The organism is Planctomonas sp. JC2975 (genome assembly GCF_012985205.1).
Lineage (GTDB): Bacteria > Actinomycetota > Actinomycetes > Actinomycetales > Microbacteriaceae > Humibacter.
This window is the reverse complement of sequence record NZ_JABEKS010000001.1, coordinates 1,221,947-1,246,470: the sequence shown is the minus strand read 5'-3', so window position 1 is coordinate 1,246,470 and position 24,524 is coordinate 1,221,947. Positions and strand designations below refer to the sequence as shown.

Genomic DNA, 24,524 nt, shown 5'->3' with positions numbered 1-24,524 from the left:
GCACCCGGGTCGGCCTCAGCCGACCACCTGCTGTGTGCCGAGCACGATGGCGAGCGCGAGCTTGTCCGCATCGTCGGTGCCGCGTTCGGCGGTGTACACGGTGATGAGCAGGTCGTCGCGAGCGACGGTGAGGTTGTCGCAGTCCAGCGTGATGCGGCCGACCGTTGGGTGGTCGATCACCTTCTGCCTGGTGCGATCGGCCGTGTCGACTATCTCGGCCGTCTCCCAGAGCTCACGGAATCGAGCGCTCGCCGCGGCCAGCTCCCCGATGAGTTTCTTCAGGCCGGGATCGGCCGGATAGCGGCTCGCCGTCAGCCTCAGCTCGGCGACCATGCCGCGCTCGAACGCGTCACGTCCCTCGGGCGTGTGCACTGCCCGCGTGCCAGGACCCACCAGGTTGCGCCAGACGCCGTTGCGTTCGTTGCCGGTCCAGGCCGACGTGTCGCCCATCAGCGCGTCGTACGGCCCGTTGGCGGTGACGAAGTTGAAGGCGGCGTCCTGCACGATCACAGGGGTGTGATCCAGGCGGTCGAGGAGTCGCTGCACGCTGGGCGCGATCCGCGTCGGCACGAGGCCCGGACCCGGCGCGGCGAGGCCCGCGAGCTGGAAGAGAACGTCGCGCTCGGCATCCGACAGTCTCAGCGCCCTGGCGAGCGCCTCGACGACCTGCAGTGACGGAGCGGATGCCCGCCCCTGCTCGAGCCGAGTCAGATAGTCGACCGAGATGCCGGCGAGGCCGGCGAGTTCCTCGCGCCTGAGCCCTGCTGCTCGCCTGCGCAGCCCGAGGGGCAGACCCACCGATTCAGGGGTCGCGCGATCCCGCCACTGACGGACGGCGCCGCCGAAGTCCCACACATCCACGTTCTCCAGTCTGCGACGGATCCGCTGACGCATCCTGGCCTTGGCGTTCCTACGATAAGCAAGCGACTGCCTGGGCTCTGCGGATCGGCGCACGCTGTTGCACATGACAACGACACTCATCACCGGGGCCAACAAGGGCCTCGGAAAGGCAACGGCCGCTCAGCTCATCGCCGCAGGGCACACCGTCTACCTCGGGGCACGCAACGAGGAGCTCGGCCGCGCGGCAGCCGAGGAGCTCGGCGCCCGCTTCGTCCAGCTCGACGTCACCGATGATGCGTCGGTGGCCGCCGCACTGAAGACCATCGAGGCGGACGGCGGGCTGGATGTGCTCGTCAACAACGCCGGCATCGCCAAGCGACAGGGCGGGGGAGAAGCTCTCGACGGCCCGAGCGTGCTCGAGGTGTTCGACACGAACGCGGTGGGTCTGATCCGCGTCACGGAGGCTGCCCTCCCGCTGCTGCGCAAGTCGGCGAACCCGGTGGTCGTCAACGTGTCGAGCGCTCTCGGCTCCTTCTGGGCGACGCACGAGCCCACCCGGCCGGCCTTCGCATTCCCGTCGATCGTTTACGGGTCGAGCAAGGCCGCCGTTTCCATGATCACCGTGCAGTACGCGAAGGCGGTGCCCGAGGTGAAGTTCAACGCCGTCGAGCCGGGCATCACCGCCACGGAGCTGGGTGGCGGCGATCCAGGCAGCCACCCCGGCCGTCCGGCCGAGGAGAGCGCGGAGGTCGTCGTGCGCCTGGCGACCATCGGTGTCGACGGGCCGACGGGCACCTTCCAGGAGGATGCCGGCGGACTCGGCTGGTGACCTCATTCCGGTTGCCCGGGGAAGCGTAGCCGCCTCGGACCCGGCGTGAAGGCGGAGGCCCCACCGGGCCTCCGCCTTCACGCCGGCGCACCACTCCTGCGCGTTGTAATGCGGCCGAGGCGGGCACCGCGCTCCATTTAGGATGGAACGCATGTCCGACGGCTCCTCGTTCTACATCACCACGCCCATTTTCTACGTGAATGATGTTCCGCACATCGGGCACGCCTACACCGAGGTCGCCGCGGATGTGCTCTCCCGCTGGCACCGCCAGGCCGGCGACGACACCTGGCTGCTGACGGGAACCGACGAGCACGGCCAGAAGATCCTCCGCACGGCGACCGCGAACGGCCTGGAGCCGCGGGAGTGGGCCGACCGGCTCGTCGCATCCGCATGGAAGCCGCTGCTGGACACGGTCGACATCGCCAACGACGACTTCATCCGCACCACCGACGAGCGTCACGAGGTGGCCGTCACCCGCTTCCTGCAGAAGCTGCACGACGACGGACACATCTACGCAGGCGAGTACGAGGGCTACTACTGCGTGGGCTGCGAGGAGTACAAGCTGCGCGACGAGCTGGACGAACCGCTCAGCGGCGAATACCAGGGCCAGCTGGTGTGCAAGATCCACTCGCGGCCGATCGAGATCCTCAAGGAGAAGAACTACTTCTTCCGCATGAGCGCGTTCGAGCAGCAGCTCCTCGACCTGTACGAGTCGCGTCCCGACTTCGTGCAGCCGGAGAGCGTGCGCAACGAGATCGTGCAGTTCGTTCGCCAGGGCCTCTCCGATCTGTCCATCTCGCGGTCGAGCTTCGACTGGGGCATCAAGGTGCCGTGGGATCCGTCGCACGTCGTCTACGTCTGGTTCGACGCTCTGCTCAACTACACGACCGCCGTCGGCTACGGAACGGATGACGAGCTCTTCGCCCGCCGCTGGCCGGCGTACCACCTGGTCGGCAAGGACATCGCCCGCTTCCACGCGGTCATCTGGCCCGCCATGCTGCTGGCTGCCGGTCTCGAGGTGCCGCACAAGGTGTTCGGCCACGGCTGGCTGCTCGTCGGTGGCGAGAAGATGAGCAAGTCGAAGCTCACCGGAATCGCGCCGTCGCAAATCACCGACACGTTCGGGTCCGACGCGTTCCGCTACTACTTCATGCGCGCCATCAGCTTCGGCCAGGACGGCTCGTTCAGCTGGGAAGATCTCTCCGCCCGTTACCAGGCGGAGCTCGCGAATGGCTTCGGCAACCTCGCCTCTCGCGTGATCGCCATGCTGCAGCGCTATTTCGACGGCGAGGTGCCCGCAGCGGGTACCCCGACGGAGGCCGACGCGGGCATCCAGAAGACCGTCGCGGATGCCGCGGCGGGTGCCGACGCCGCCATCGGGCGTTTCGCGATCCACGAGGGCATCGCGTCGATCTGGACGATCGTCGACGAGCTCAACGGATACATCACGGAACAGGAGCCGTGGACGCTCGCCAAGGATGACGCGAACCGCGAGCGCCTCCAGACCGTGCTGTACACGGCGGCCGAGGGTCTGCGCGCGCTCGCCGTGCTCCTTTCGCCGGTGGTCCCGAAGGCCACGGGCAGGCTGTGGACCGCGCTCGGGGCGGATGGTGCACTCGGCGAGCTGGACGCTCAGCCGCTGCGGGACGCCGGGCGTTGGGGGCAGCTGCCTGCCGGCATCCGCGTGTCCTCGCTCGAGTCGCTCTTCCCGCGCATCGACCAGATCGCCGCCGAGTAGCTGGTCTGCGGCCGACTTCATGTGCAGCGAGCCCCATGCCTAGCGACCCGACGTATCCGCCGCTGCCGACACCGCTCACGGTGCCGGTGTACGACAACCACACGCACATCGATCCGTCTGCGCGTCCCGGACGCATCGAGGACGGCCTGGCGCTCAGCTATCGCGAACAGCTGGACCGCGCCTCGTCCGTCGGCGTGCGCGGCGTGGTGCAGGTGGGCACCGACGTGGCGTCGTCCATCTGGGCGGCAGAGACGGCCGCAATAGAGCCTCGCATGCTGGCGGCTGTGGCCATCCACCCGAACGATGCGCCGGAGCTCGATGCCGCGGGCACCCTGGACGACGCGCTGGCCGTCATCGACCAGCTGGCCGGTCGTCCGCGGGTGCGGGCCATAGGTGAGACTGGCCTCGACTTCTTCCGAACGGACGAGGACGGCCGCGCGGCGCAGTACCGCTCCTTCGAGGCGCACATCGACATGGCGAAGCGGCACGGGCTGGCACTGCAGATCCACGATCGCGACGCGCACGCGGATGTCATCTCGACGCTGAAGCGCGTCGGCGCACCGGAGACGGTGGTGTTCCACTGCTTCTCAGGTGGACGCGACCTCGCCGAGATCTGCGCGGACAACGGCTGGTACATGTCGTTCGCCGGCACCGTGACGTTCAAGAACGCGCAGAATCTTCGCGACGCTCTGGAGATCGCTCCGCGCTCGCTGATCCTCGTCGAGACGGATGCGCCCTACCTCACGCCCACGCCGTACCGCGGCCGCCCGAACGCCCCGTACCTCATCCCTCACACCATGCGCGGGATGGCCGACGTGATCGGCACCGACGTGTCGGTGCTCGCCGCTCAGATCGTCTCGAACACCGAGCTCGTCTACGGCAAGTGGGATTCCGAGCCCGTTCAGGCGCCGCCTACGACGCCGATCGGCATCATCGCGTGATCATGACAGGGTCGGACGTGCGAGTCGGAGCCGGGGGCGAACGATGACCGTGCAACTGCTGGGACCAGCGGAGATCCGTGATCTTGCGGAGCTGCTCGATGTCACGCCAACGAAGAAGCTCGGACAGAACTTCGTGATCGACGCCAACACGGTGCGACGAATCGTGCGGGTGGCCGAGGTGGAGCCGGGCGACGTGGTGCTCGAGGTCGGTCCTGGACTCGGATCGCTGACCCTCGGCCTGCTGGAGGCGGATGCGTCGGTCGTGGCGGTCGAGATCGACGGTCGGCTTGCGGCACAGCTGCCGATCACGGTGGAACAGCTGGCGCCAGAAGCGGTCGAGCGGCTCACCGTCGTGCACCAGGATGCGCTCACGGTCGACACGCTCCCCGCCGATCCGGTTCGGCTCGTCGCCAACCTGCCGTACAACGTGTCGGTTCCCGTGCTTCTGCACCTGCTGCAGCGCATCCCGACGCTCGAGTCCGGAGTCGTCATGGTGCAGGCCGAAGTCGGGCAGCGTCTCGCGGCGGGGCCCGGATCCAAGGTGTACGGGTCGCCCAGCGTGAAGGCCGCGTGGTACGGATCGTGGCGCACGGCCGGACAGGTTTCCCGTCAGGTGTTCTGGCCGGTGCCGAACGTGGACTCGATCCTGGTCGCCTTCCAGCGGCACGAGCATCCGGGCGGCACCGAGCAGGGCGAGCACCGGCAGGGCGACGCTCTGAGCGAGGAAGCCTTGCGACGCCGCCTGTTCGCCATCGTGGATGCGGCCTTCGGCCAGCGTCGCAAGATGCTGCGGCAGTCGCTGTCGGGCGTCTTCGGGGATTCTGCACGGGCATCCGCCGCTCTGGAAGCCGTCGGCCTGCCGCCGACGGCCAGGGGAGAGGAACTCACGATGGAGCAGTTCCTGGCCCTCGCCCGCCACACCCCCGGTTCGACGACCCCGTAGGTTGGTACACATGACGTCCGCGAGCCTGGGCCTTCCCGTTCACGCCCGTGCCCCTGGCAAGGTGAACCTGTACCTCGGCGTCGGTTCCGTCGGCGACGACGGTTACCACGACGTCGCCACCGTCTATCAGGCGGTGTCGCTGTACGAAGACGTGCGGGTGTGGCCGGCGTCCCAGGTGACGGTGAGCTTCAGCGGCCCCATCGACTGCAGCGGACTGCCGACGGATGACAGCAACATCGCCGTGCGCGCGGCCGGGCTCGTCGCCGAGGCGGCCGGCGTCTCCGGTGGCGTGCGCATCGAGATCGAGAAGAACGTGCCGATCGCGGGCGGCATGGGCGGCGGATCAGCGGATGCCGCTGCCACGCTCATCGCGTGCGACGCCCTCTGGAGCGCCGGCCTCAGCCGCGACCACCTGCACGATCTCGCCGCACAGCTCGGCGCGGATGTTCCGTTCGCGCTTGCCGGGGGAACCGCGATCGGGCTCGGACGCGGTGACGAGCTGAGCCCTGTTCTCACCCAGGGCCGGTTCGAGTGGGTGCTCGTGCTGCCGCACGGCGAGCTGTCCACGCCGGTCGTCTACCGCGAGCTCGACCTGCACCGCGAACGGCATGTCGGGGAGCTGGGACCGGTGGTCGAGCATCCGTCGGTCAGCACGGAGCTGCTGCAGGCGCTGCGTGCGGGGGATCCGGCCATGCTCGCCGAGAATCTCGCCAACGACCTGCAGGCGCCGGCCATCCACCTCTCCGACGAGCTCGCCGACGTGCTGGAGCTGGGGGAGCGCAGCGGCGCCCTGGCGGGACTCGTCTCCGGATCCGGTCCCACCGTCGCGTTCCTCGCCGAGGACCGGGAGAGCGCGATCGACCTGCAGATCGCTTTGAGCGCGGCGCAGTTGCGAGCCGTGCGGGTGTCCGGCCCAGTGCACGGTGCGAGGGTGATGACGCTCGGTGGGTGACCGCCGGGCATGACCGACGTCGCGGGATGGCGCGGCCACGACCGCGGAACGCCGGAGTACCGACGCATCGTGATCGCGCTCGGCTTCGCCGGCGTGGCGACCTTCGCCCAGTTGTATTCCCCGCAAGGCATACTCCCTCTCGTCGCCCGCGATCTGCACGTCACTGCAGCCCAGTCCGCACTCCTCATCTCTGCTGCGACCATCGGGCTCGCCGTCGGCGTGCTGCCGTGGTCGTGGCTCGCCGGTCGGATCGGATGCCTGCCGGCGATGCGCATCGCGCTCGTCGCAGCCGTCGTGTTCGGCTCGGCCGTCGTGGTGGTGCCGGGCTTCGAGGCGGTCCTCGTGCTGCGCGTGCTGGAGGGTCTAGCGCTGGGCGGTGTTCCCGCGCTGGCGATCACATACCTGCACGAAGAGGTGCGGGCGTCGCACACGGTGGTGGCGGCCGCCACCTACGTCTCCGGCACGACGATCGGCGGACTGCTCGGCCGCATCGTCGCAGCGCCGTTCGCGGAACTCGGCGGCTGGCGTCTCGGCGTCGGGGTGGTCCTGGCGCTGTGCGCCGTCGCGACCGTGGGGTTCGTCCTCATCACGCCGAAGCCGTTCGGCAGTCGGCGATCGGAGCAGGCGACGCTCGTATGGGCGGCGAAGGCGGCGCTCGCGAACCTGCGCAACGTCGGGATGCTGGTGCTGTTCGCTCAGGCGTTCCTGCTCATGGGCGGCTTCGTCACGGTCTACAACTACCTGGCGTTCCGGCTGGAGGCGCCGCCGTTCGAGCTCGGCGCGTTCGCGACGTCGTTGCTCTTCCTCGCCTATCTGGCGGGCACGTACACGTCACGGCAGGCCGGAGGGTCCGCCCGTCGCTTCGGGCGCAGAGCTGTACTGCTGACCGGAATCGCCGTGATGATCGCGGGAGCACTCCTCACGCTGGCGACCCAGCTGGTCGCGGTGATCGTCGGACTCGTCGTGTTCACCGGCGGATTCTTCGCGGCCCATGCGATCGCATCCGGCTGGGTCGGCGCACGGGCGACGGTCGGCCGGGCACAGGCCGCCTCGCTCTACAACGTCTTCTACTACCTCGGATCGAGCCTCATCGGCTGGGTTGGCGGCTTCGTCTACGGCGGAGGGGGATGGAGCGCGACGATCGCGCTCGTCGCGGGACTCGCCGTACTCGCGGCGGCACTCGTCGTCGTGTACGCGTTCCGGTCACGCCGGGCGCCCGCGTCCTGACCACCCGCGGTTCGGGCGCTCCGTGCAGAGTGCGTGGTCGGTGGGACCGAACTAGCCGATCAACTCCGTGAGCTCGAACCAGCGCTCCTCCAGAGCGGATGCCTCGAGCTCGAGCGAGCCGATGGCATCCGTCTTCGCGAGCAGGCCGGCGTAGTCCGCCTGGTCGTGTTCGGCCAGGGCCGTCCGCTCGGCGTCGATGCGCTCGACGAGCTTGGCGATGCGGCGCTCGATCGACGCGACCTCCTTCTGCGCGTCGCGGAGGGCGGCGCCTTGGAGCCCCCCGCCGTCACCCGTCGCGCTCGCACCGTCGGTCCGGCCTGCACCGCTGGTCGAGCCCGCCGAAACGAGCCCGACCGACCCGGCAGAGCCGCCGGACGCTGCGCCGTCTCGAGCCGAACCGGTCGTCCGGGCGCCGGCACCCCGTTTCTCCTCGAGCGCCCTCAGCCGCAGGTATTCGTCCACCCCTCCTGGCAGGTGGCGCAGTCGGTGGTCCAGGATGGCGTACTGCTGGTCGGTGACGCGCTCGATGAAGTACCTGTCGTGCGAGACGACGATGAGGGTTCCCGGCCACGAGTCGAGCAGGTCCTCCATGGCGGCGAGCATGTCGGTGTCGAGGTCGTTCGTCGGCTCGTCGAGGATCAGCACGTTCGGCTGGTCGAGCAGGATGAGAAGCAGCTGAAGGCGCCGCTTCTGGCCGCCGGAGAGATCCTTCACGGGCGTGGAGAGCTGCGGGGAGGAGAATCCGAGTCGTTCCAGCATCTGGCCCGGCGTGAGGTCCTGGGCCTTGGATCCGGATCCGATCGTGTAGGTCGTACGCAGACGCGAGAGCACCACCCGCACTGGGTCGCCGAGATGCTGCTCGAGCTCGTCCAGGCGCTGGGTGAGGGAGGCGACCTTGACGGTCTTGCCGCGTTTCACGCGGCCGGACGTCGGCTGGACCGTGCCGGCGACCAGTCCGAGCAGCGTCGACTTGCCCGCGCCGTTGACCCCCAGGATGCCCGTGCGCTCGCCGGGCGCGATCCGCCACTCCACGTCGCGGAGCACTGGTTTCCGCTCAGCGTGATCTGCGGTCGAGGTGTCGACGGACGCGCCGTCCGCTCGGCCCTCGGGTGCGCCTTCGATCGTGCCGTCATCGTCGCGGACCGGATACGACACCGACGCATCGACGAGATCGACGACCTCCTTGCCCAGTCGCGACACCGCGAGCGCCTTGAGCGAGACCGAGTCGCGGATGGGCGGCACGTCCTCGATCAGCGCGTTCGCGGCGTCGATGCGGAACTTCGGCTTCGACGTGCGCGCCGGTGCGCCGCGGCGCAGCCACGCGAGCTCCTTGCGCGCCAGGTTCTGCCGTTTCGCCTCGGTGGCCGCGGCCATCCGGTCGCGCTCCACGCGCTGCAGGATGTAGGCGGCGTACCCGCCATCGAACGGCTCGACGATGCGGTCGTGCACCTCCCACGTCGCCGTGCAGATCTCGTCGAGGAACCACCTGTCGTGCGTCACGACCAGCAGGCCGCCCGCGCTGGCTGCCCAACGACGCTTCAAGTGCCCTGCCAGCCACGTGATGGCCTCGACGTCGAGGTGGTTCGTCGGCTCGTCGAGAGCGAGCACGTCCCAGTCACCGGTCAGCAGCGCGGCGAGGGCCGCGCGGCGCCGCTGACCGCCGCTCAGGGAGCCGATGCGGGCATCCCACGGGATGTCCGCCAGCAGTCCGGCGATCACGTCGCGCACGCGCGCGTCGCCGGCCCACTCGTGCTCGGGCATGTCGCCGACCACGATGTGCCCCACGGTGTGCGTGTCGTCGAGCACGTCATCCTGGTCGAGCACGCCGATGCGGATGCCGCCGCGCACCGTCACCCTGCCCGCGTCGGGTTCTCGCCGCCCAGCGAGCATGGCCAGCAGGCTCGACTTGCCGTCGCCGTTGCGGCCGACGATGCCGATGCGGTCGCCCTCGTTGACTCCGAGCGAGACGGAGTCGAAGACGACCTTGGTGGGGAACTCGAGATGCAGGGCTTCGGCCCCGAGAAGATGCGCCATGTCGCATTAAAGGGTAGGGGAGGTGCGGGCCGGCGGTGTCCACCGGTGGTCTGTGCCGAATCGCGGCACGTCGGCGCGACGCGTCGTGTCGCGGGCCTCGACCCGTCGGACGGCAGCACGAAGTGCCGCAGTCGGCACGGCCCACGCGGATGCCGAGTCCGTAGGGCACAGCTGTGCGGACTGCTCAGACGCTCACGAGCATCGCCGCCGGTTCGATGCGGATGACGACGGACTTCGACGCCGGCGTGTTGCTGACGTCTGCCGTGGCGTCGAGCGGCACCAGCGGATTCGCCTCGGGGAAGTAGGCGGCGGCGCATCCGCGCGCTGTCGGATACGACACGAGCCGGAACCCGCGGATCACGCGGTCGACGCCGTCGCTGAACTCGCTGTGCACGTCGACGCGCTGGCCGTCGCGCAGCCCGAGCTCGGCGATGTCGAGCGGATTCACGAACACCACGTCGCGGCCCTTCTTCACGCCGCGATACCTGTCGTTCAGGCTGTAGATGGTGGTGTTGAACTGGTCGTGAGCCCTGATGGTCTGCAGCAGCAGCCGCCCGTCAGGGCATTCCACGTACTTCAACTCGTTCTCGGTGAACTTCGCCTTGCCGGTGTCGGTGGGGAATGTGCGCGAATCGCGTGGTCCGTGCGGTAGCACGAAGCCGCCCTCCCTGCGGATCTTGGTGTTGTAGTCCTCGCAGCCGGGGCAGACGCGGGCGATGTGATCCCGGATCCTGTCGTAGTCGTTCTCGAATCCGGCCCAGTCGATGGGCACGGAGTCACCGAGCGTCGCACGGGCAAGCCGCGTGATGATGGACACTTCCGACAGCAGGTTCGGCGATACCGGCTCCACCTTGCCCCATGACGGATGCACGGCGCACACGGTGTCTTCCACCGAGACGAACTGCTCGCCGGATGCCTGGAGATCGATCTCCGTGCGTCCCATCGTCGGCAGGATGAGCGCCTCCTTGCCGACGACGGCGTGCGACCTGTTGAGCTTGGTCGACACCTGAACGGTCAGGTCGGCCTTCTGCACGGCGTTCTCGGCGACATCGGTGTCGGAGATGGCGGCAACCAGGTTGCCGCCGAGCGCGAACCACACGGAGATGCGGCCGTCGGCCAGTGCACGGATGCCGTCCACACTGTCGACGCCGTTCGTGCGCGGCGGGTCGAAGTGGAACTCCTGCTGCAGCTTGTCGAGGAAGGCCGGCGGCATCTTCTCCCAGATGCCCATGGTGCGGTCGCCCTGAACGTTGCTGTGTCCGCGGATGGGCGAGGCGCCGGCCCCCGGCTTCCCGATGTTCCCGCGCAGGAACAGCAGGTTCATGATGTCCTTGATCGTCGCCACTGCGCTCTTGTGCTGGGTGAGGCCCATCGCCCACGTGATGATGACGCGATCCGCCTTCATATAGCGGTCGGCGAGTCCGCCGATCTCTCCAGCAGTGAGGCCGGTCGCTCGAAGCACATCCACTTCGTCCAGCTCGCGCACGGCTGCCGCGTACTCGTCGAATCCCTGGCAGTACGTGTCGATGAAGTCGCGGTCGAGCACGGTGCCCGGCGCGGCATCCTCCGCCTCGAGCACACGCTTCGCCACGGCCTGCATGAGTGCCTGGTCGCCGCTCAGCCTGATCTGCAGGTAGTCGTCGGCGAGACCCGTTCCCTTGCCGATCCAGCCGCCGACCTGCTGCGGGTTCTTGTACCGCATGAGGCCCGCCTCCGGCAGTGGATTGACCGCCACGATCTTCGCCCCTGCCTGCTTCGCCTCCTCGAGTGCCGTCAGCATGCGCGGATGGTTGGTGCCCGGGTTCTGGCCCATGATGACGATGAGGTCCGCGTTGGCGAAGTCGTCGTACGTCACCGTGCATTTGCCGACGCCGATCACCTCGCCGAGCGCGGCACCCGTGGACTCGTGGCACATGTTGGAGCAGTCGGGCAGGTTGTTGGTGCCGAACGCCCGCGCGAAGAGCTGATACGTGAACGCGGCCTCGTTCGACGTACGGCCGCTCGTGTAGAAGGCGGCGCGGTCGGGGGAGTCCAGCGACTTCAGCTTGTCGCCGATGATGCGGAACGCCTCCTCCCAGGCGATCGGCTCGTAGTGATCGCTGTCGGCGGCCTTGTAGACGGGCTCGATGAGCCGCCCCTGCATGCCCAGCCAGTACTCCGACTTCTCCAGCAGGACCGGAATCGGATGCTCGGCCCAGAAGGAACTCGCAACGGTGACGGGCGTCGCCTCCCAGGTCACCGCCTTCGCTCCGTTCTCGCAGAACTCCGCAACTTTGCGGTGCGACGGATCCGGCCACGCACAGCTCATGCAGTCGAAGCCGTCCTTGTGGTTCATCGAGGTCAGCAGCTTCGCGGCGCGCGTCGGGCCCAGCTCCCGCACCGCCGGTCCGACCGAATGCAGGATCCCTGGGATGCCGGCGGCCCATTGCTTCGGATGCGAGATCTGGAGGTTCTCGACGTCGTCGACCGTTCGCTCGCTCGGCGCTTCGTTGATCGTCATGCCGCACTTCCCTCCGTACACGTCTCGTCGACCCGCTGCCCGCCCGCGTAGACCACCATCGAGTCGCCGCGCACGAATCCGATCAGGCTCATGCCTGCGTCGATGGCGAGTTCCACAGCCAGCGATGACGGAGCGGACACCGCCGCCAGCATCGGAATGCCGGCCATGAGCGCCTTCTGCGTCAGTTCGAAGCTCGCGCGGCCGGAGACCATCAGCACGGTCCCGGTCAGCGGAAGCAGGTCGTGGGTCAGCGCCCAGCCGACCACCTTGTCGACGGCGTTGTGCCTGCCGACGTCTTCGCGCACGACCATGAGCTCGTCGTCGGCGACTCGGTACAGACAGGCGGCGTGCAGGCCCCCGGTCTTCTCGAAGACGTCCTGGGCTGCTCGCAGCCGATCGGGCAGCTGCACCAGCGTCTGCACCGGCACGCGCACCTGGTCGTCGCGCACCTCGAACGCCGAACTCGTGCGCACGGCGTCGATGCTCGACTTTCCGCAGATGCCGCACGAGCTGGTCGTGAAGAACTCCCTGGCGAGAGCGGATGACGGCGGCGCGACTCCCGGACCGAGCGTCACGTCGAGCACGTTGTACGTGTTCTCCACGCCCTCACCGGCACAGAACCGTGCGGTGGCGAAGTCGTCGCCGCGATGGATGACTCCCTCCGAGACCAGGAAGCCCGCCGCCAACTCGACGTCGTTGCCCGGTGTCCGCATCGTCACGGCGAGCGAGCGCCCGCCGACACGGATTTCGAGTGGTTCCTCGACGACGAGGGTGTCTTCCCGTCTCGCGATTGCGGCGCCGATCGTCAGCCGGGCGACTCGACGTCGGGTCGTGACCCTGCCCATATTTCAGGAATACGCTGCTGCCCCCGATATCGCAACAGACGACGGCGAGCGTGAGAGCACTGGAAGGATGGCTGCGCGGCAAGCGCCTTCCCGCATGGCCACGACGCGGTGCAGCCGCGTCATCCGCCGATGTACGACATCTCGATGCGGTGGCCATCGCGGTCAGCAGCGGATCGGCCGGAGGACGGCGTCGACGATGCCCGCAGCTCCGAGTACCTGTCCTCTCGTCTCGACCAGACGCCGGCCATCGCGGCGGTGAGCCCGTCGTCGTCGGATCCTGATCGCAACAGGGCCCGAAGGTCCGTGCCGTGGTCGGCGAACAGGCAGGTGTAGAGCCGTCCGTCGGTCGACAGACGTGCCCTGGTGCAGCCCGAGCAGAACGGCTGCGTCACGGAGGAGATGACCCCGATCTCGCCGGTGCCGTCCCGATAGCGCCACCGTGTCGCCGTCTCGCCGGGTGCGGTCGGCGCGATCGGCTCGAGCGGATGGACGGCGGCGATCCGCGCCAGCACCTCGCTCGATGGCACCACCTCCTCCAGGCGCCACCCGTTGGTCGTGCCGACGTCCATGTACTCGATGAAACGCAGCACGCATCCGCTCCCGCGGAAATGCTCCGCCATGGGCAGCACGTCGTCGTCGTTCTGCCCGCGCTTGACGACCATGTTCACCTTGACCGGTCCCAGTCCCGCACCGCGTGCGGCCTCGAGTCCGTCCAACACCCTCTGGAGCGGGAAGTCCACGTCGTTCATGCGCCGGAACGTCTCGTCGTCGAGGGAGTCGACGGAGACGGTGACCCTGTTCAGACCGGCCTCGGCCAGGGCTTCGGCCTTGGCGGCCAGCGCGGATCCGTTCGTCGTCAGGGCGAGGTCGAGCCGCTGACCGTCCGGAGTGCGCAGGGCGGCGAGCATGGCGACGAGCTCCTCGATGCCCTTGCGCAGCAGCGGCTCGCCGCCGGTCAGCCGCACCTTGCGAACGCCGAGGCGCATTCCGGCCAGAACGACGCGTTCGATCTCCTCGAACGTGAGCAGCTCTGCCCGCGGGAGGAAGGCGTAGTCGCGTCCGAAGATCTCCCGCGGCATGCAGTACACGCAGCGGAAGTTGCAGCGATCGGTGACGGAGACACGCAGGTCCGTGAGGCGTCTGCCGCGCTGATCCGCGAGCTCGCCGGTGGCAGGCAGCGCCCGAGCACCCTGCCCGGCTCCTCTCCGGATCGTCTCCGCCACGACGTGCTCCTCACCTCGGTGTCGAGAACCGGTGTGCCATGACATCGCGCGGCATTGCGCGTACGTCCTCACCGATTCGAGAGTAAGCCGCGTGCCGAACTCGTGGGTGGTGCAGTGCGCGCACCTGTGAGACCTCACACTGAGTCGAGTCTTGAAGTTCGCTGGGAACGGGGTCACCATGAGATGGAGGGGAACTGGATAGAAGAAGGTTCACCATGCAATTCGCAATCTCGATGTTCCCGCCGCTCGCACTCGGGTTCTTCGGTCTCGGCACCGGATACCTGATCTACGGGCCGCAGGAACTGTTCGGCTGGCCTAAACGCAACGAACTCGTCGACAGGGCAACGGGGATCTGGGGCATCTGGTTGCCCGGATTCTGCCAATTCCTGACCGGGATGATCCTGTTCGTCGGCCTCACCTGGTTCCAGGTGTTCAAAGCACCGCCGCTCTACATGGCCGCACTCGCGTTCTCCGCGTACGGCATCCACTGGTTCGCGATCGGATTCAACCGCTATCGCGGCCACGACCCCCGCCCGAACGCCGGCATGTGCGTGGCGTTCTTCATCATTTCGATCGTCGGACTCGTCGTCTTCTTCGTCTCAGGCGACTGGGCCGTCGGACTGCTGTTCCTCGGACTGGCGCTGATCTACCTCGCCGACTTCTTCGCCGCGATCGGCGTTCAGCTCGGAGAGCGCGCGCTCGGCCTCTTCCACATCATCACAGGGCTGTGGCTGATGTACCTGATGCTGGCCGTCGCGTTCAACTTCGCACTCGGCTGGAAGCTGCCGGTCTGATCGGCGTCGTCCAGCGACAGGACGTCGTCGGTATAACGACCACCGTCCGCCGTCGGCACACATCCCCTCGTGCCGACGACGGCGGCGCCAGGCGCTGGTCCGCCTCTTCCGCGATCGGGCCTAGATCAGTCCCAATGCGAGCATCGCGTCTGCCACCTGGGTGAAGCCGGCGATGTTGGCGCCGGCGACGTAGTTGCCGGGAGCGCCGTACTCGTCGGCCGTCGTCAGGCACCGATCGTGGATCGATCGCATGATCTCGGCGAGGCGTTCCTCGGTGTACTCGAACGTCCACGAGTCGCGCGATGCGTTCTGCTGCATCTCCAGTGCGCTCGTCGCCACACCGCCCGCGTTGGCTGCTTTGCCAGGGGCGAACGCGACGCCCGCTTCGCGAAGCGCGCGGATGGCATCCGGCGTCGTCGGCATGTTCGCGCCTTCGGCGACCACTCGGCAGCCGTTGGTGATGAGCGCGTGGGCGCCGGCCGCGCCGAGCTCGTTCTGCGTGGCGCACGGCAGCGCGATCTGGCACGGCACATCCCAGATGGAACCGCCGGCGACGTAGTGAGCGGATGCGCCGCGCTTCTCCGCGTACTCGCTCACCCGGCCGCGGTGCCCGTTCTTGATCTCCTTGAGCAGATCGAGATCGATGCCGGACTCGTCGACGATGTAGCCGTCGGAGTCGGAGCAGGCAACGACCACGCCGCCCAGCTGGTGCACCTTCTCGATCGCGTAGATGGCGACGTTGCCGGATCCGGAGACCACGACGCGCTTGCCCTCGAAGGAGTCGCCTGCGGTCTTCAGCATCTCGTCGACGAAGAAGACGGCACCGTAGCCGGTCGCTTCCGTTCGCACCTGCGATCCGCCCCAGGTGAGGCCCTTGCCCGTGAGCGTTCCAGATTCGTAGCGGTTCGTGATGCGCTTGTACTGGCCGAACAGGTAGCCGATCTCGCGTCCGCCGACGCCGATGTCTCCGGCCGGGACATCGGTGTGCTCGCCGATGTGGCGGTACAGCTCGGTCATGAAGGACTGGCAGAAGCGCATGACCTCGGCGTCTGACTTGCCCTTCGGGTCGAAGTCGCTGCCGCCCTTGCCGCCGCCGATGGGCAGTCCGGTGAGGGAGTTCTTGAAGATCTGCTCGAATCCGAGGAACTTCACGATGCCGAGGTAGACGCTCGGGTGGAAGCGCAGGCCACCCTTGTACGGGCCGAGCGCCGAGTTGAACTCGACGCGGAATCCGCGATTGAGCTGCACACGACCGGCGTCGTCGGTCCACGGCACGCGGAAGATGATCTGGCGCTCCGGCTCGCAGAGACGGCGGATGACCTGTGCGTCGGTGTACTCCGGATGCTTCGCCACAACGGGTCCGAGGCTCTCCAGAACCTCGCGCGTCGCCTGGTGGAACTCCGTTTCACCTGGATTGCGTCGCACGACTTCGTCGAAAACCGACGACAGATTCTGTTCGAGCTCGGGCACGAGGTCTCCAATCGATCAGGGGGAGAGGGGTGGCCCGGACAATCTGTCAAGATTCACAGGCAACCTCCCCAGGGTACCCGCAAGTGGGATACCACTCGTCGGCGACCATCGCGCGGGTGTGCAGGGGCTCAGGACGGCGAGCGCCTCAGGCGGCTCGCTCGGCGCGTGCGCGCGCGACGACACGTCCCCGTGCCGAGTCCGGGAAGGTGGTCAGGAGGTGCCGCACCTGGTCGGCATCGACATCCGCTCCGAAGAGCTCGGTGTTGGGCTCCATGCGGATGCCTTCTGGCAGCGGCCCCGCAAGCACAGGGTCGAAGCCGAGGTCGTCGACGAAGTCGGCGACGGCGTCAGTATCGGCGCCGACGTTGCCGGCGATCGCGATGGCCTTGCGGCCCTCTTCGCCGCGCGGCCGGGTCTCCTCCTCGAGATCGTGGTAGCCCATGTGGTTGAAGGCCTTCACGACACGGGATCCCGGCAGGAACTTCTGCACGATCTCGCTGGTGGAGGTGAGCGGGTCGTTGAGGTCGTCGCGGATCCCGTCGACCTCCCACCAGTAGTTCATGGCGTCGACGACGAGCTTGCCGTCCAGGGCCTCCACCGGCAGCGTCTCGTGCTTGCCCAGCGGCAGGGCGAGCACGACGATGTCTGACTCACGAGCGGCTTGGTCCGCCGACACGGCGTTGGCTCCCGGTACGAGCACCTCGACGATCAGGGCGATCTTCGCCGGATCGCCCGACCCTGCGACCAGCACGCGGAACCCCGCTGCGACCGCAAGGCGGGCCAGCACGGTCCCGAGCTTGCCCGCGCCGAGGATGCCGACCGTGCGAATGCCGTCGCCGCTGTCTGTCGTCACGATGCTCAATCGTAGGTCGGATGCCATCGTGCGGTCCGATCTCGTCCGTCGATCGGTGACGCCTCAGTCCGCGATTGCGCTGGGACGCACAGGCTCCGCCGGACCGTCCGGCAGCTTGCGCATGCCGGTCAGCGGCGAGAACAGCACGATGCCGCAGCCGAGCAGCGAGAGCACGGCGCCGATCCACATCGTCGTGGTCACGCCGAGCCATCCGCCGAGCGCGCCGGCGAGCACACCGCTGATGGGCATCACACCCCACACGACGAACCGGATGGACGCGTTCATCCGGCCGAGCAGCGGCCGCGGGCAGATGCGCTGCCGGAACGACACCTGCGCGATGTTGTAGACGAGCACGCCGAAGCTGAACAGGAAGTCGGCACCGACGAGCAGCGGGATCGCCGCCGACGGGAAGAGCGCGGCGAGCGGGATGACGAACGGCGGCACCGACGACACGAGCGCCGCGACGACGATGACCGTACCCTCGCCGATCACCCGGGACAGCCACGGCGTGCACAGCGCACCGAGGATGCCGCCGACGGCGCCCATCGCGGTGACGACGCCGTACACGGCCGGCGAGAGCCCGAGTTCCCGCAGCACCAGGAGCGGCAGGAGCGTGAGCACCAGCCCGCCGAAGAGATTGAACGACCCGGTCATCAGGGTGATGCGGCGCAGCAGCGGTGTGCCGAACACGAAGCGGAGGCCCTCGCCGATCTCCCGCGGCAGCGACGCGTGCTGCGACCTCTCGTGCCGCGGCTCGTCGTCGCGGATGGAGGCCACGAACGCGAACGAGAAGAGGTAGCCGATGGAGGTCGCGAGCACGACGAGCGGTGCTGGCATGATCGCTAGAAGACCACCGGATGCCGCAGGCCCGCCCACCCGCGCCACCTGAGCGCTCGCCTCCAGGCCGGAGTTCGCCGACGCCACCTGCTCCGGCCGCACGAGCCTCGGCACATAGCTCTGATACGTGACATCGAAGAAGACTGTCGCGCCGCCCACCACCGCGCCGACCACGAACAGGTACCAGATCTGCAGCACGCCGAACGCCCACAGCAGCGGAATCGACGCGAGCACCACCGCCCGCACGGCATCCGCCGTCATCATGACGCGGCGCTTGCGCATCCGGTCCACCCAGGCGCCGACCGGCAGGCCGATGAGGAGGAACGCGAGCGTCTCGGCCGCATTCAGCAGACCGACCTCCTGTGCGGTGGCATCCAGCACGAGCACGGCGAGCACCGGGATGGCCAGGGTGCCGAGCTGCTCGCCGACCTGCGAGAACGTCTCGCCCATCCAGAGCCGCACGTACGACCGATTGCGCCACACGGACGCCTCGCGCGAGGAGTCGCGTGCCGTGTCGCTGCGGACCACGACGTCGGGGGAGTCCGCGTTGGCTGGCGCGTCGGCGGGGTCGGACATCCCTTCACCCTAAGCGGATACGGCGTCGTCTCCCGACCAGGGGCGCCGGGCCCCACCGTCGCTCAGTCGCCGCCGGTGAACGCTCGAGCCCCGAGCATCGACAGCAGGCGGAGCTTCTCGTCCGCGTCGCTGCGCGGTGCGGCGGTGAGCACGAGGAGCAGTTGGCCCTGATCCTCGGTGAAGAGCGCCTGGCAGTCGAGTTCGATCTCGCCGACCTCCGGATGGATGAGCACCTTGTGGTCCTCGAAGCGCTTGGCGACCTCGTGGCGCGCCCAGACGGCTGCGAACTCGGGGCTGATCCTGGTCAGCTCGGCGACGAGCTCGCCGGCGCGCGACCGGCGACCCATCGCGCCGTACGCTGCACGGAGGTTGGCCACGACGGCGCGGGATTGCCGGTCGCGGTCATCGGCGGGGTAGATCATCCGCTCCGTCTCCGGATGCGCGAACCACCTGTACACGTCGCTGCGCTCCCAGCCGGTGAGCGAGACACGGTCGCCGAACAGGGCCGTGGCGATGTGGTTCTGCGCGAGCGTCTCGCCGAGGCTCGACAAGACGAGGGCGGCGGAGTCGTCGAGCCTGTCGAGCACGCGCAGCAGCGCCGGCGCGACATAAGCGGACACGGATGTGCGGTCCGGCGCCGCGTGGCCGGCCGCGCGATAGAGGTAGTCCCGTTCGTCACGGCTGAGGCGCAGCGCACGCGCGAGGGATGCGAGCATCTGCTCGCTCGGCTGCGGTCCGCGCCGCTGCTCCAGTCGCGTGTAGTAGTCGGATGACATGGCCGCCAGTTGCGCGACCTCCTCGCGGCGCAGACCGGGTGTGCGCCGACGCGCGCCCTCAGGAAGCCCGACGTCGGCAGGCGTCAACGCGGAGCGTCGGCGGCGCAGGAATTCGGCGAGAGCGGCGGGATCCATCGCTCCATCCTGGCCTGTCGTCCGCAAAGCCATCCAGGGATCCCGGATCCCACGATGAGTGCTCTCTGCCGCCAGCGTCCCGGTGCGATCACGCTGAAGTCATGCAGATCAGCGGGAACACCATCTTCATCCCCGGCGCCACCAGCGGCATCGGGCTCGCCCTTGCGCTCGCCCTCCACGAGCGCGGCAACACCGTCATCGTCGGAGGGCGGCGGACGGAACTGCTCGAGAGCATCCGCTCCGAGCATCCCGGCATCGACGCCGTGCAGATCGACACGGCAGACGCGGCGAGCATCACGGCCGCAGCGGACCGCGTGCTCGCCGACCACCCCGACCTCAACGTGATCGTGACCATGGCGGGCATCATGCGCGCCGAGGACTGGCACACGCCCGCCGGATTCCTCGAGACGGCCGAGGCGACGGTGACGACGAACCTGCTCGGCACGATCCGTCTCATCGGCGTGTTCGTGGAGCACCTGCAGACGCGCACCGACGCGGTCATCATGACCGTCTCGTCCGGTCTCGCGTTCGTGCCGCTCGTCGCAACGCCGACCTACAACGCCACGAAGGCTGCCGTGCACCTCCTCACCGAGTCGCTGCGCCTTCAGCTGGCCGACACGAGCGTGCAGCTCCTCGAACTGGAGCCGCCCGCGGTGCGTACCGCTCTGATGCCAGGACAGGAGACGAGCGCGGTCGCGATGCCGCTCGACGAGTTCATCGCCGAGGTGATGCGACTCATCGAGTCCGATCCCGACGCCCGCGAGATCCAGGTGGAGCGCGTCAAGTTCCTGCGCTACGCGGAGGTGCGCGGCGAGTACGACACGGTGGTCGCAGCGCTGAACCGGCAAGATCCGCACGCGGCGCGCAGCGCAGCGTGACGGGCGTCGCGCCCGACGCCGGCGGTGATCCTCAGGATCCCGTCTGCATCGGCGCCGCTAGGTACCGGTATGTCGCCGAGTGCAGGAACCCGAGGCGTCCGTAGAGCCTGCGGGCCACGGCGTTCGACGCCATGACCTGCAGCCAGACATCCGTCACTCCGCGATCGGCTCCGGATGCGACCAGCGCGGCGATCACGGCGCTGGCGTGGCCGCGTGCGCGGGCGTCCTCCCGCGTGGCGACCGCGTACAGGCCGCCCCAGGTGGTCTCGTCCCGCTCGACGATCGCGAGCCTGCCGACGGATGCCGCACCGTGCTCGTCCCGCACGGTCGCGTACAGGGAGGGGACCCCGGTGAGGATGCGTCGGGCCACCTCGAGTTCCGCCGCGCCGCCCCTGCCGTCGACCGTCCACCACGTGGCCAGCCACTCGTCGTCGGGTTCATCGCGGACGACCACGGAGGATTCAGCCCCCGCGGCGTCGGTGCTGACTCGGGCTTGGACTCCCGCGGTCGGTTCACCGGTCGCGACGTCGCTCGCGGTGGCCAGCGGTTCCGCGAGGCGGTTTGCGACAGTCGCAAGCGTCGCGGTCATGATGAGCGTCTCGCTGTCCTCGAGGTATCCGCGAGCGGCGAGCACGCGCTGCAGCTCGGCGTCGTCGTCGGAGAGCTGGAAGACGGGACGCAGACCGCGGTCGCGATAGAGGCGTTCGACGGTCGCGATCGCCTGGTCGGGCTCCAGGACGTCCGCCGCCGGATACACGGAGTTGGCGCGGCGGGTGACGCCGGACGCGAATCGGGCGACCCAGCCGTCGACATCCGCGCGTTCGGTCGCCGGCCAGCCCTCGTCGGCGAGTGCCGCGAGGTCGGCCCTGAGGCGTTGCGAATCGGGGGCGATGGGCAGGGCGTCAGGCATCCGACCACGGTAACGCGTCGGTCCACCTTGTAAAGGCGCCATGACCCGTGAAAGGGTTACACGCGGGGGGCGGGCCGCTTCCCGTCGGCTCGCAAGGGCGCGGCGGAAGGAGCGGCATGTCAGAGGGGTATTCGGTGGGTTCGGCGCTGAACGGCAGCGGACACTACCCACGGACCGGCTCGATCGACGTGATCGAGGAGGATCCGCGTTCGTCGTTCTGGTGGGCGTGGCTCATCGTCGGCATCGTCGTCGGAGCACTGGGCCTGCTGCCCTGGTTGCTGAGCGGCATGGCCCTACCCGTGCAGAAGCTCTGGGCGACGCACACGTCGGCATCCGACATGCCCCTGGCACTCCTGCCGTTGGGCAAGAACGGGCTCGGCGACGTCGTCGTGATGTTCCTCGCCGGGTCCGCGATCGCCGGATTCGTCGGCCGTCTCGCCCGCACCAAGCTGACACAGGGCGGATTCTGGGCCCTGCTCGCCGGCGTCGTCCTCGTGCAGGCGGTGGCGACGGCGCAGGCCGCCTTCGTGCTCCAGGCCGGCGTGAAGCACCGCATCGAGTCCACGGCCTACCTGTCCGTGATCGTGCTCGTCGCGCTGGTCGCCATCATCGCCGGTGCCGGGATCCTCGCGCTCATCGCCCGCGCGCCGCGCGCCGGTGCCCTGCTCGGCTTCGCCCTCGCCGCGCTGCCTTTCTCGGAGTGGCTGGCGAGCTACACGACATTGACGTCGCTGTCCCGCATGCAGCTGATCGGCACCGAGATCGACGCCTGGCTTCCGGCCGTGATCATCGCGGCCGCGATCGGCTGGAGCGGGATGGACACGGTAGGCCGCATCATCGCGGCCCTCGTGGCGCTGGCGCTCGTGTGGATCGCTCCTGCCATCAATGTGGCGATCGGCGCAGTGGCCGCGTCGCACGCCCTGTCGTCGGCCCCGTCCGTGCTGGCGCGACACGGTGTCGCCGCGTTCCAGTCGACGCTGTTCGAGTTCAGCGTGCTGCTGCCGCCTCTGGTGCTGACCGTCGTGGTCGCGGCCGTCGTGCTGCTGCTGCGTCTGGCCGTGAGTCGCACGCGTCGCGGACGCATGCCGCGCGTGGCCGTCGAGTACTGACCGGCCCGAACGTCGACCGAGGACTCGCGCCGTGACCATGGTGAAGCCATCGTCACGGCGCGATCGTCGTCTCGGCGGGCATGCGGCTCTTTGGCGCATCCGCGTCCGCTCTGATAGCCTCGCCCGCATGAACACCCGCTGGTATGCGTATTTCGCGTTGGCTCTGGAGGAGCCGACGGTCGGAACGCGCTGACCAGCACTTCTCCAGAGCCAACGGGCAGGATCGCAGATCCTGCCTTTCGCCTTTAACCGGCGGGTTGGCCTGGCCCTCTCGCCGCAGAACGTGAGGACCACCGATGACTATCCCATCCGCAGGAGAAGCCGCGCCGGCCGCAGCCACGTCGAATACGCGCGTGGTCGCGCTCGAGACGCTGCCGACGCCGGCGCAGGTGCGCGCCGAACTGCCGCTGAACGCGCACGCGGCCGAGCTCGTCGCCGGCAGCCGCCGCGAGATCGAGGCAGTGCTGCGCGGCGACGATCCGCGACTGCTCGTCGTCGTCGGGCCGTGCTCCGTGCACGATCCGGATGCCGCGCTCGACTACGCGCGCAGGCTGGCTGTCGTTGCACGCGAACGTCGCGACGACCTTCTCGTCGTCATGCGCGTGTACTTCGAGAAGCCGCGTTCCACCGGAGGCTGGAAGGGTCTCATCAACGACCCGCACCTCGACGGAACCCACCGCGTCGCCGAGGGCCTGCGGATGGCGCGCAAGCTGCTCATCGACATCCTGGAGCTCGGGCTGCCGGTCGGCTGCGAGTTCCTGGAGCCCACGAGCCCTCAGTACATCGCCGATGCGGTCAGCTGGGGCGCGATCGGCGCCCGCACCACGGAGAGCCAGATCCATCGCCAGCTCGCGAGCGGGCTGTCCGTGCCGATCGGCTTCAAGAACGCGACCGACGGCGACGTGCAGGTCGCGGTCGACGGATGCACGGTCGCCGCGCAGCGCCACGTCTTCTTCGGCGTCGATGACGACGGCCGGGCGGCGCTGGTGTCCACGAGCGGCAACGATGCGGGCCACGTCATCCTGCGCGGCGGACGCGGCGCGCCGAACTACGACACGGCGAACGTGGCGGATGCTGCGGCGCTGCTGGCACGCGCCGGCCACACCCCTCGCGTGGTCGTCGACGCCAGTCACGGCAACAGCGGCAAGGACCATGTGCGGCAGGCATCCGTTCTCCGCGAACTCGCGGATCAGGTGCGCGCCGGCGAGCCGATCGCCGGCGTCATGGCCGAGAGCTTCCTGCTGCCGGGCAACCAGCCGCTCACGGATGCCGGTCGCGCGGGTCTCGTCTACGGCCAGAGCATCACGGACGCCTGCATCGGCTGGGACGACACCGCTGTCCTGATCGGCGAGCTGGCGGATGCGGCTCGCGCCCGCAGCGAGCACGGATCGCACGCGGGCCTCGCCCTGTGACGGTAGCGGCGCGCATTCGGTGGCGACCGCAGTGCTGCGCCGGTGACCTCCGCAGCACTCCAGCGATCGGGGAGAGGGCCGCAGCGGTGTGACGGATCCGTGACGTCGGCTGCGCTCGGTAACCTACGGTGCATGCCACGTTCCGCCGCTGTCACGCTCCGTGCCCGCACCGATGCCGATCTGGACATGCTGTTCGCGCTCGCGTCCGAGCTCGAGACCTGGGAGGAGCGGAGCCCGTCGTCGCCGGCGCCGATGACGAGGGCCGCATTCGAGGCCCGACTGGCCGGCAACGCCGAGTCGTCAGCAAGAAATGTGCAGTTCGTGATCGACGCCGACGGCGTCGCCGTCGGCACGGTCTCGCTGTTCGACGTCGATGAGCTCGCTCGTCATGGCGAGGTCGGGATCGCCCTGGTCGCCGAGGCCCGCGGCAAGGGCATCGGCACGGAGGCGATGTCGCAGCTGCTGGAGTTCGCGTTCGTGCGCTGCAACCTGCGACGCGTGCACCTCGAGGCGATCGCGTCGAACGCCGGCGCGATCCGCTCGTATGAGAAGGCGGGTTTCGTGGTCGAGGGCCGACAGCGCGAACATGCCTGGGTGCGAGGACGGTACGAGGACAACGTCGTCATGGGCCTGCTGCGCTCGGAGTGGGAGACGCGACAAGGCGCGGCCGACTGAGGCGAGCATCCGCCGAACTGCTGCGCC

Annotated in this window: 21 protein-coding genes; 11 read left to right on the top strand and 10 right to left on the bottom strand. The window is 68.7% G+C overall.

Annotated features, from left to right (window positions below; all coding sequences use genetic code 11):
* Nucleotides 1-15: 15 nt before the first annotated feature.
* Nucleotides 16-861 (bottom strand): helix-turn-helix domain-containing protein, encoded by an 846-nt coding sequence (locus HII28_RS05790; protein WP_170024533.1) that lies wholly within the window; start codon nt 859-861, stop codon nt 16-18.
* Nucleotides 862-964: 103 nt separating this feature from the next.
* Between HII28_RS05790 and HII28_RS05785 the strand changes: the two genes are divergently transcribed.
* From HII28_RS05785 to HII28_RS05760, 6 genes are all read left to right on the top strand, one after another.
* Nucleotides 965-1,669: an SDR family NAD(P)-dependent oxidoreductase gene (locus HII28_RS05785; protein ID WP_170024532.1), complete on the top strand. Its 705-nt coding sequence runs from the start codon at nt 965-967 to the stop codon at nt 1,667-1,669.
* Between the two features lie 151 nt (nt 1,670-1,820).
* Entirely contained in the window at nt 1,821-3,407 is a 1,587-nt protein-coding gene (metG, locus tag HII28_RS05780; protein WP_170024531.1) for a methionine--tRNA ligase, read from the top strand.
* A 35-nt stretch (nt 3,408-3,442) separates the two neighbouring features.
* The gene (locus tag HII28_RS05775; RefSeq protein ID WP_170024530.1) at nt 3,443-4,348 is read left to right on the top strand and encodes a TatD family hydrolase; all 906 of its coding nucleotides are present in this window, start codon (nt 3,443-3,445) and stop codon (nt 4,346-4,348) included.
* Nucleotides 4,349-4,391: 43 nt separating this feature from the next.
* Complete coding sequence (gene rsmA, locus HII28_RS05770; protein WP_170024529.1) at nt 4,392-5,291, top strand: 16S rRNA (adenine(1518)-N(6)/adenine(1519)-N(6))-dimethyltransferase RsmA; 900 nt, start codon at nt 4,392-4,394, stop codon at nt 5,289-5,291.
* A 10-nt stretch (nt 5,292-5,301) separates the two neighbouring features.
* Nucleotides 5,302-6,243, top strand: coding sequence for a 4-(cytidine 5'-diphospho)-2-C-methyl-D-erythritol kinase (locus tag HII28_RS05765; RefSeq protein WP_170024528.1), 942 nt, complete (start codon nt 5,302-5,304; stop codon nt 6,241-6,243).
* A gap of 9 nt (nt 6,244-6,252) precedes the next feature.
* On the top strand, nt 6,253-7,470 hold the full coding sequence (locus tag HII28_RS05760; protein WP_170024527.1) for an MFS transporter: 1,218 nt from the start codon (nt 6,253-6,255) through the stop codon (nt 7,468-7,470).
* A 51-nt stretch (nt 7,471-7,521) separates the two neighbouring features.
* Here the strand turns inward: HII28_RS05760 and HII28_RS05755 are convergent, their stop codons facing one another.
* The 4 genes from HII28_RS05755 to moaA form a co-directional block, all read right to left on the bottom strand.
* A complete protein-coding gene (locus tag HII28_RS05755; RefSeq protein ID WP_170024526.1) occupies nt 7,522-9,504 on the bottom strand; it encodes an ABC-F family ATP-binding cassette domain-containing protein in 1,983 nt (660 codons plus the stop codon).
* A gap of 184 nt (nt 9,505-9,688) precedes the next feature.
* A complete protein-coding gene (locus tag HII28_RS05750; protein WP_170024525.1) occupies nt 9,689-12,004 on the bottom strand; it encodes an FdhF/YdeP family oxidoreductase in 2,316 nt (771 codons plus the stop codon).
* Nucleotides 12,001-12,849: a formate dehydrogenase accessory sulfurtransferase FdhD gene (gene fdhD, locus HII28_RS05745; RefSeq protein ID WP_170024524.1), complete on the bottom strand. Its 849-nt coding sequence runs from the start codon at nt 12,847-12,849 to the stop codon at nt 12,001-12,003. The genes HII28_RS05750 and fdhD overlap by 4 nt, the downstream gene beginning before the upstream one ends.
* 119 nt (nt 12,850-12,968) lie before the next feature.
* Nucleotides 12,969-14,072, bottom strand: a complete 1,104-nt coding sequence (gene moaA / locus HII28_RS05740; protein WP_346769205.1) for a GTP 3',8-cyclase MoaA — start codon at nt 14,070-14,072, stop codon at nt 12,969-12,971.
* Nucleotides 14,073-14,287: 215 nt separating this feature from the next.
* Here moaA and HII28_RS05735 point away from each other — a divergent pair, with 215 nt between their 5' ends.
* Nucleotides 14,288-14,866 carry a hypothetical protein gene (locus tag HII28_RS05735; RefSeq protein WP_170024523.1) on the top strand — a complete coding sequence of 193 codons (579 nt, stop codon included), beginning with the start codon at nt 14,288-14,290 and terminating at the stop codon, nt 14,864-14,866.
* A gap of 120 nt (nt 14,867-14,986) precedes the next feature.
* On the opposite strand, the gene gdhA is transcribed toward HII28_RS05735, so the two are convergent.
* The 4 genes from gdhA to HII28_RS05715 form a co-directional block, all read right to left on the bottom strand.
* On the bottom strand, nt 14,987-16,336 hold the full coding sequence (gdhA, locus tag HII28_RS05730; protein WP_170024522.1) for an NADP-specific glutamate dehydrogenase: 1,350 nt from the start codon (nt 16,334-16,336) through the stop codon (nt 14,987-14,989).
* A gap of 145 nt (nt 16,337-16,481) precedes the next feature.
* Nucleotides 16,482-17,189 carry an NAD(P)-binding domain-containing protein gene (locus tag HII28_RS05725; protein WP_346769204.1) on the bottom strand — a complete coding sequence of 236 codons (708 nt, stop codon included), beginning with the start codon at nt 17,187-17,189 and terminating at the stop codon, nt 16,482-16,484.
* A gap of 63 nt (nt 17,190-17,252) precedes the next feature.
* Nucleotides 17,253-18,602, bottom strand: a complete 1,350-nt coding sequence (locus tag HII28_RS05720; RefSeq protein WP_170024520.1) for an MFS transporter — start codon at nt 18,600-18,602, stop codon at nt 17,253-17,255.
* A 62-nt stretch (nt 18,603-18,664) separates the two neighbouring features.
* On the bottom strand, nt 18,665-19,513 hold the full coding sequence (locus HII28_RS05715) for a helix-turn-helix transcriptional regulator (protein WP_170024519.1): 849 nt from the start codon (nt 19,511-19,513) through the stop codon (nt 18,665-18,667).
* 101 nt (nt 19,514-19,614) lie between these two features.
* On the opposite strand from HII28_RS05715, the gene HII28_RS05710 reads away from it, so the two are divergent.
* Nucleotides 19,615-20,391: an SDR family NAD(P)-dependent oxidoreductase gene (locus HII28_RS05710; RefSeq protein WP_170024518.1), complete on the top strand. Its 777-nt coding sequence runs from the start codon at nt 19,615-19,617 to the stop codon at nt 20,389-20,391.
* 31 nt (nt 20,392-20,422) lie between these two features.
* On the opposite strand, the gene HII28_RS05705 is transcribed toward HII28_RS05710, so the two are convergent.
* Entirely contained in the window at nt 20,423-21,301 is an 879-nt protein-coding gene (locus tag HII28_RS05705; RefSeq protein ID WP_170024517.1) for a GNAT family N-acetyltransferase, read from the bottom strand.
* 116 nt (nt 21,302-21,417) lie between these two features.
* Here HII28_RS05705 and HII28_RS05700 point away from each other — a divergent pair, with 116 nt between their 5' ends.
* The 3 genes from HII28_RS05700 to HII28_RS05690 all read left to right on the top strand — a co-directional run bounded on the left by HII28_RS05700 (nt 21,418) and on the right by HII28_RS05690 (nt 24,497).
* Nucleotides 21,418-22,410, top strand: coding sequence for a hypothetical protein (locus HII28_RS05700; protein ID WP_170024516.1), 993 nt, complete (start codon nt 21,418-21,420; stop codon nt 22,408-22,410).
* Between the two features lie 296 nt (nt 22,411-22,706).
* Nucleotides 22,707-23,822, top strand: a complete 1,116-nt coding sequence (locus HII28_RS05695) for a 3-deoxy-7-phosphoheptulonate synthase (protein ID WP_170024515.1) — start codon at nt 22,707-22,709, stop codon at nt 23,820-23,822.
* Nucleotides 23,823-23,954: 132 nt separating this feature from the next.
* Nucleotides 23,955-24,497 (top strand): GNAT family protein, encoded by a 543-nt coding sequence (locus tag HII28_RS05690; protein ID WP_170024514.1) that lies wholly within the window; start codon nt 23,955-23,957, stop codon nt 24,495-24,497.
* Nucleotides 24,498-24,524: the final 27 nt, after the last annotated feature.

What these genes read in the sequence shown, in the direction of transcription:
- HII28_RS05785 (WP_170024532.1), top strand. Translation starts at nt 965, where the DNA reads ATGACAACGACACTCATCACCGGGGCCAACAAGGGCCTCGGAAAGGCA.
- metG (WP_170024531.1), top strand. Translation starts at nt 1,821, where the DNA reads ATGTCCGACGGCTCCTCGTTCTACATCACCACGCCCATTTTCTACGTG.
- HII28_RS05775 (WP_170024530.1), top strand. Translation starts at nt 3,443, where the DNA reads ATGCCTAGCGACCCGACGTATCCGCCGCTGCCGACACCGCTCACGGTG.
- rsmA (WP_170024529.1), top strand. Translation starts at nt 4,392, where the DNA reads ATGACCGTGCAACTGCTGGGACCAGCGGAGATCCGTGATCTTGCGGAG.
- HII28_RS05765 (WP_170024528.1), top strand. Translation starts at nt 5,302, where the DNA reads ATGACGTCCGCGAGCCTGGGCCTTCCCGTTCACGCCCGTGCCCCTGGC.
- HII28_RS05760 (WP_170024527.1), top strand. Translation starts at nt 6,253, where the DNA reads ATGACCGACGTCGCGGGATGGCGCGGCCACGACCGCGGAACGCCGGAG.
- HII28_RS05755 (WP_170024526.1), bottom strand. Translation starts at nt 9,504, where the DNA reads ATGGCGCATCTTCTCGGGGCCGAAGCCCTGCATCTCGAGTTCCCCACC.
- HII28_RS05750 (WP_170024525.1), bottom strand. Translation starts at nt 12,004, where the DNA reads ATGACGATCAACGAAGCGCCGAGCGAGCGAACGGTCGACGACGTCGAG.
- fdhD (WP_170024524.1), bottom strand. Translation starts at nt 12,849, where the DNA reads ATGGGCAGGGTCACGACCCGACGTCGAGTCGCCCGGCTGACGATCGGC.
- HII28_RS05735 (WP_170024523.1), top strand. Translation starts at nt 14,288, where the DNA reads ATGCAATTCGCAATCTCGATGTTCCCGCCGCTCGCACTCGGGTTCTTC.
- HII28_RS05720 (WP_170024520.1), bottom strand. Translation starts at nt 18,602, where the DNA reads ATGTCCGACCCCGCCGACGCGCCAGCCAACGCGGACTCCCCCGACGTC.
- HII28_RS05715 (WP_170024519.1), bottom strand. Translation starts at nt 19,513, where the DNA reads ATGGATCCCGCCGCTCTCGCCGAATTCCTGCGCCGCCGACGCTCCGCG.
- HII28_RS05710 (WP_170024518.1), top strand. Translation starts at nt 19,615, where the DNA reads ATGCAGATCAGCGGGAACACCATCTTCATCCCCGGCGCCACCAGCGGC.
- HII28_RS05705 (WP_170024517.1), bottom strand. Translation starts at nt 21,301, where the DNA reads ATGCCTGACGCCCTGCCCATCGCCCCCGATTCGCAACGCCTCAGGGCC.
- HII28_RS05700 (WP_170024516.1), top strand. Translation starts at nt 21,418, where the DNA reads ATGTCAGAGGGGTATTCGGTGGGTTCGGCGCTGAACGGCAGCGGACAC.
- HII28_RS05695 (WP_170024515.1), top strand. Translation starts at nt 22,707, where the DNA reads ATGACTATCCCATCCGCAGGAGAAGCCGCGCCGGCCGCAGCCACGTCG.
- HII28_RS05690 (WP_170024514.1), top strand. Translation starts at nt 23,955, where the DNA reads ATGCCACGTTCCGCCGCTGTCACGCTCCGTGCCCGCACCGATGCCGAT.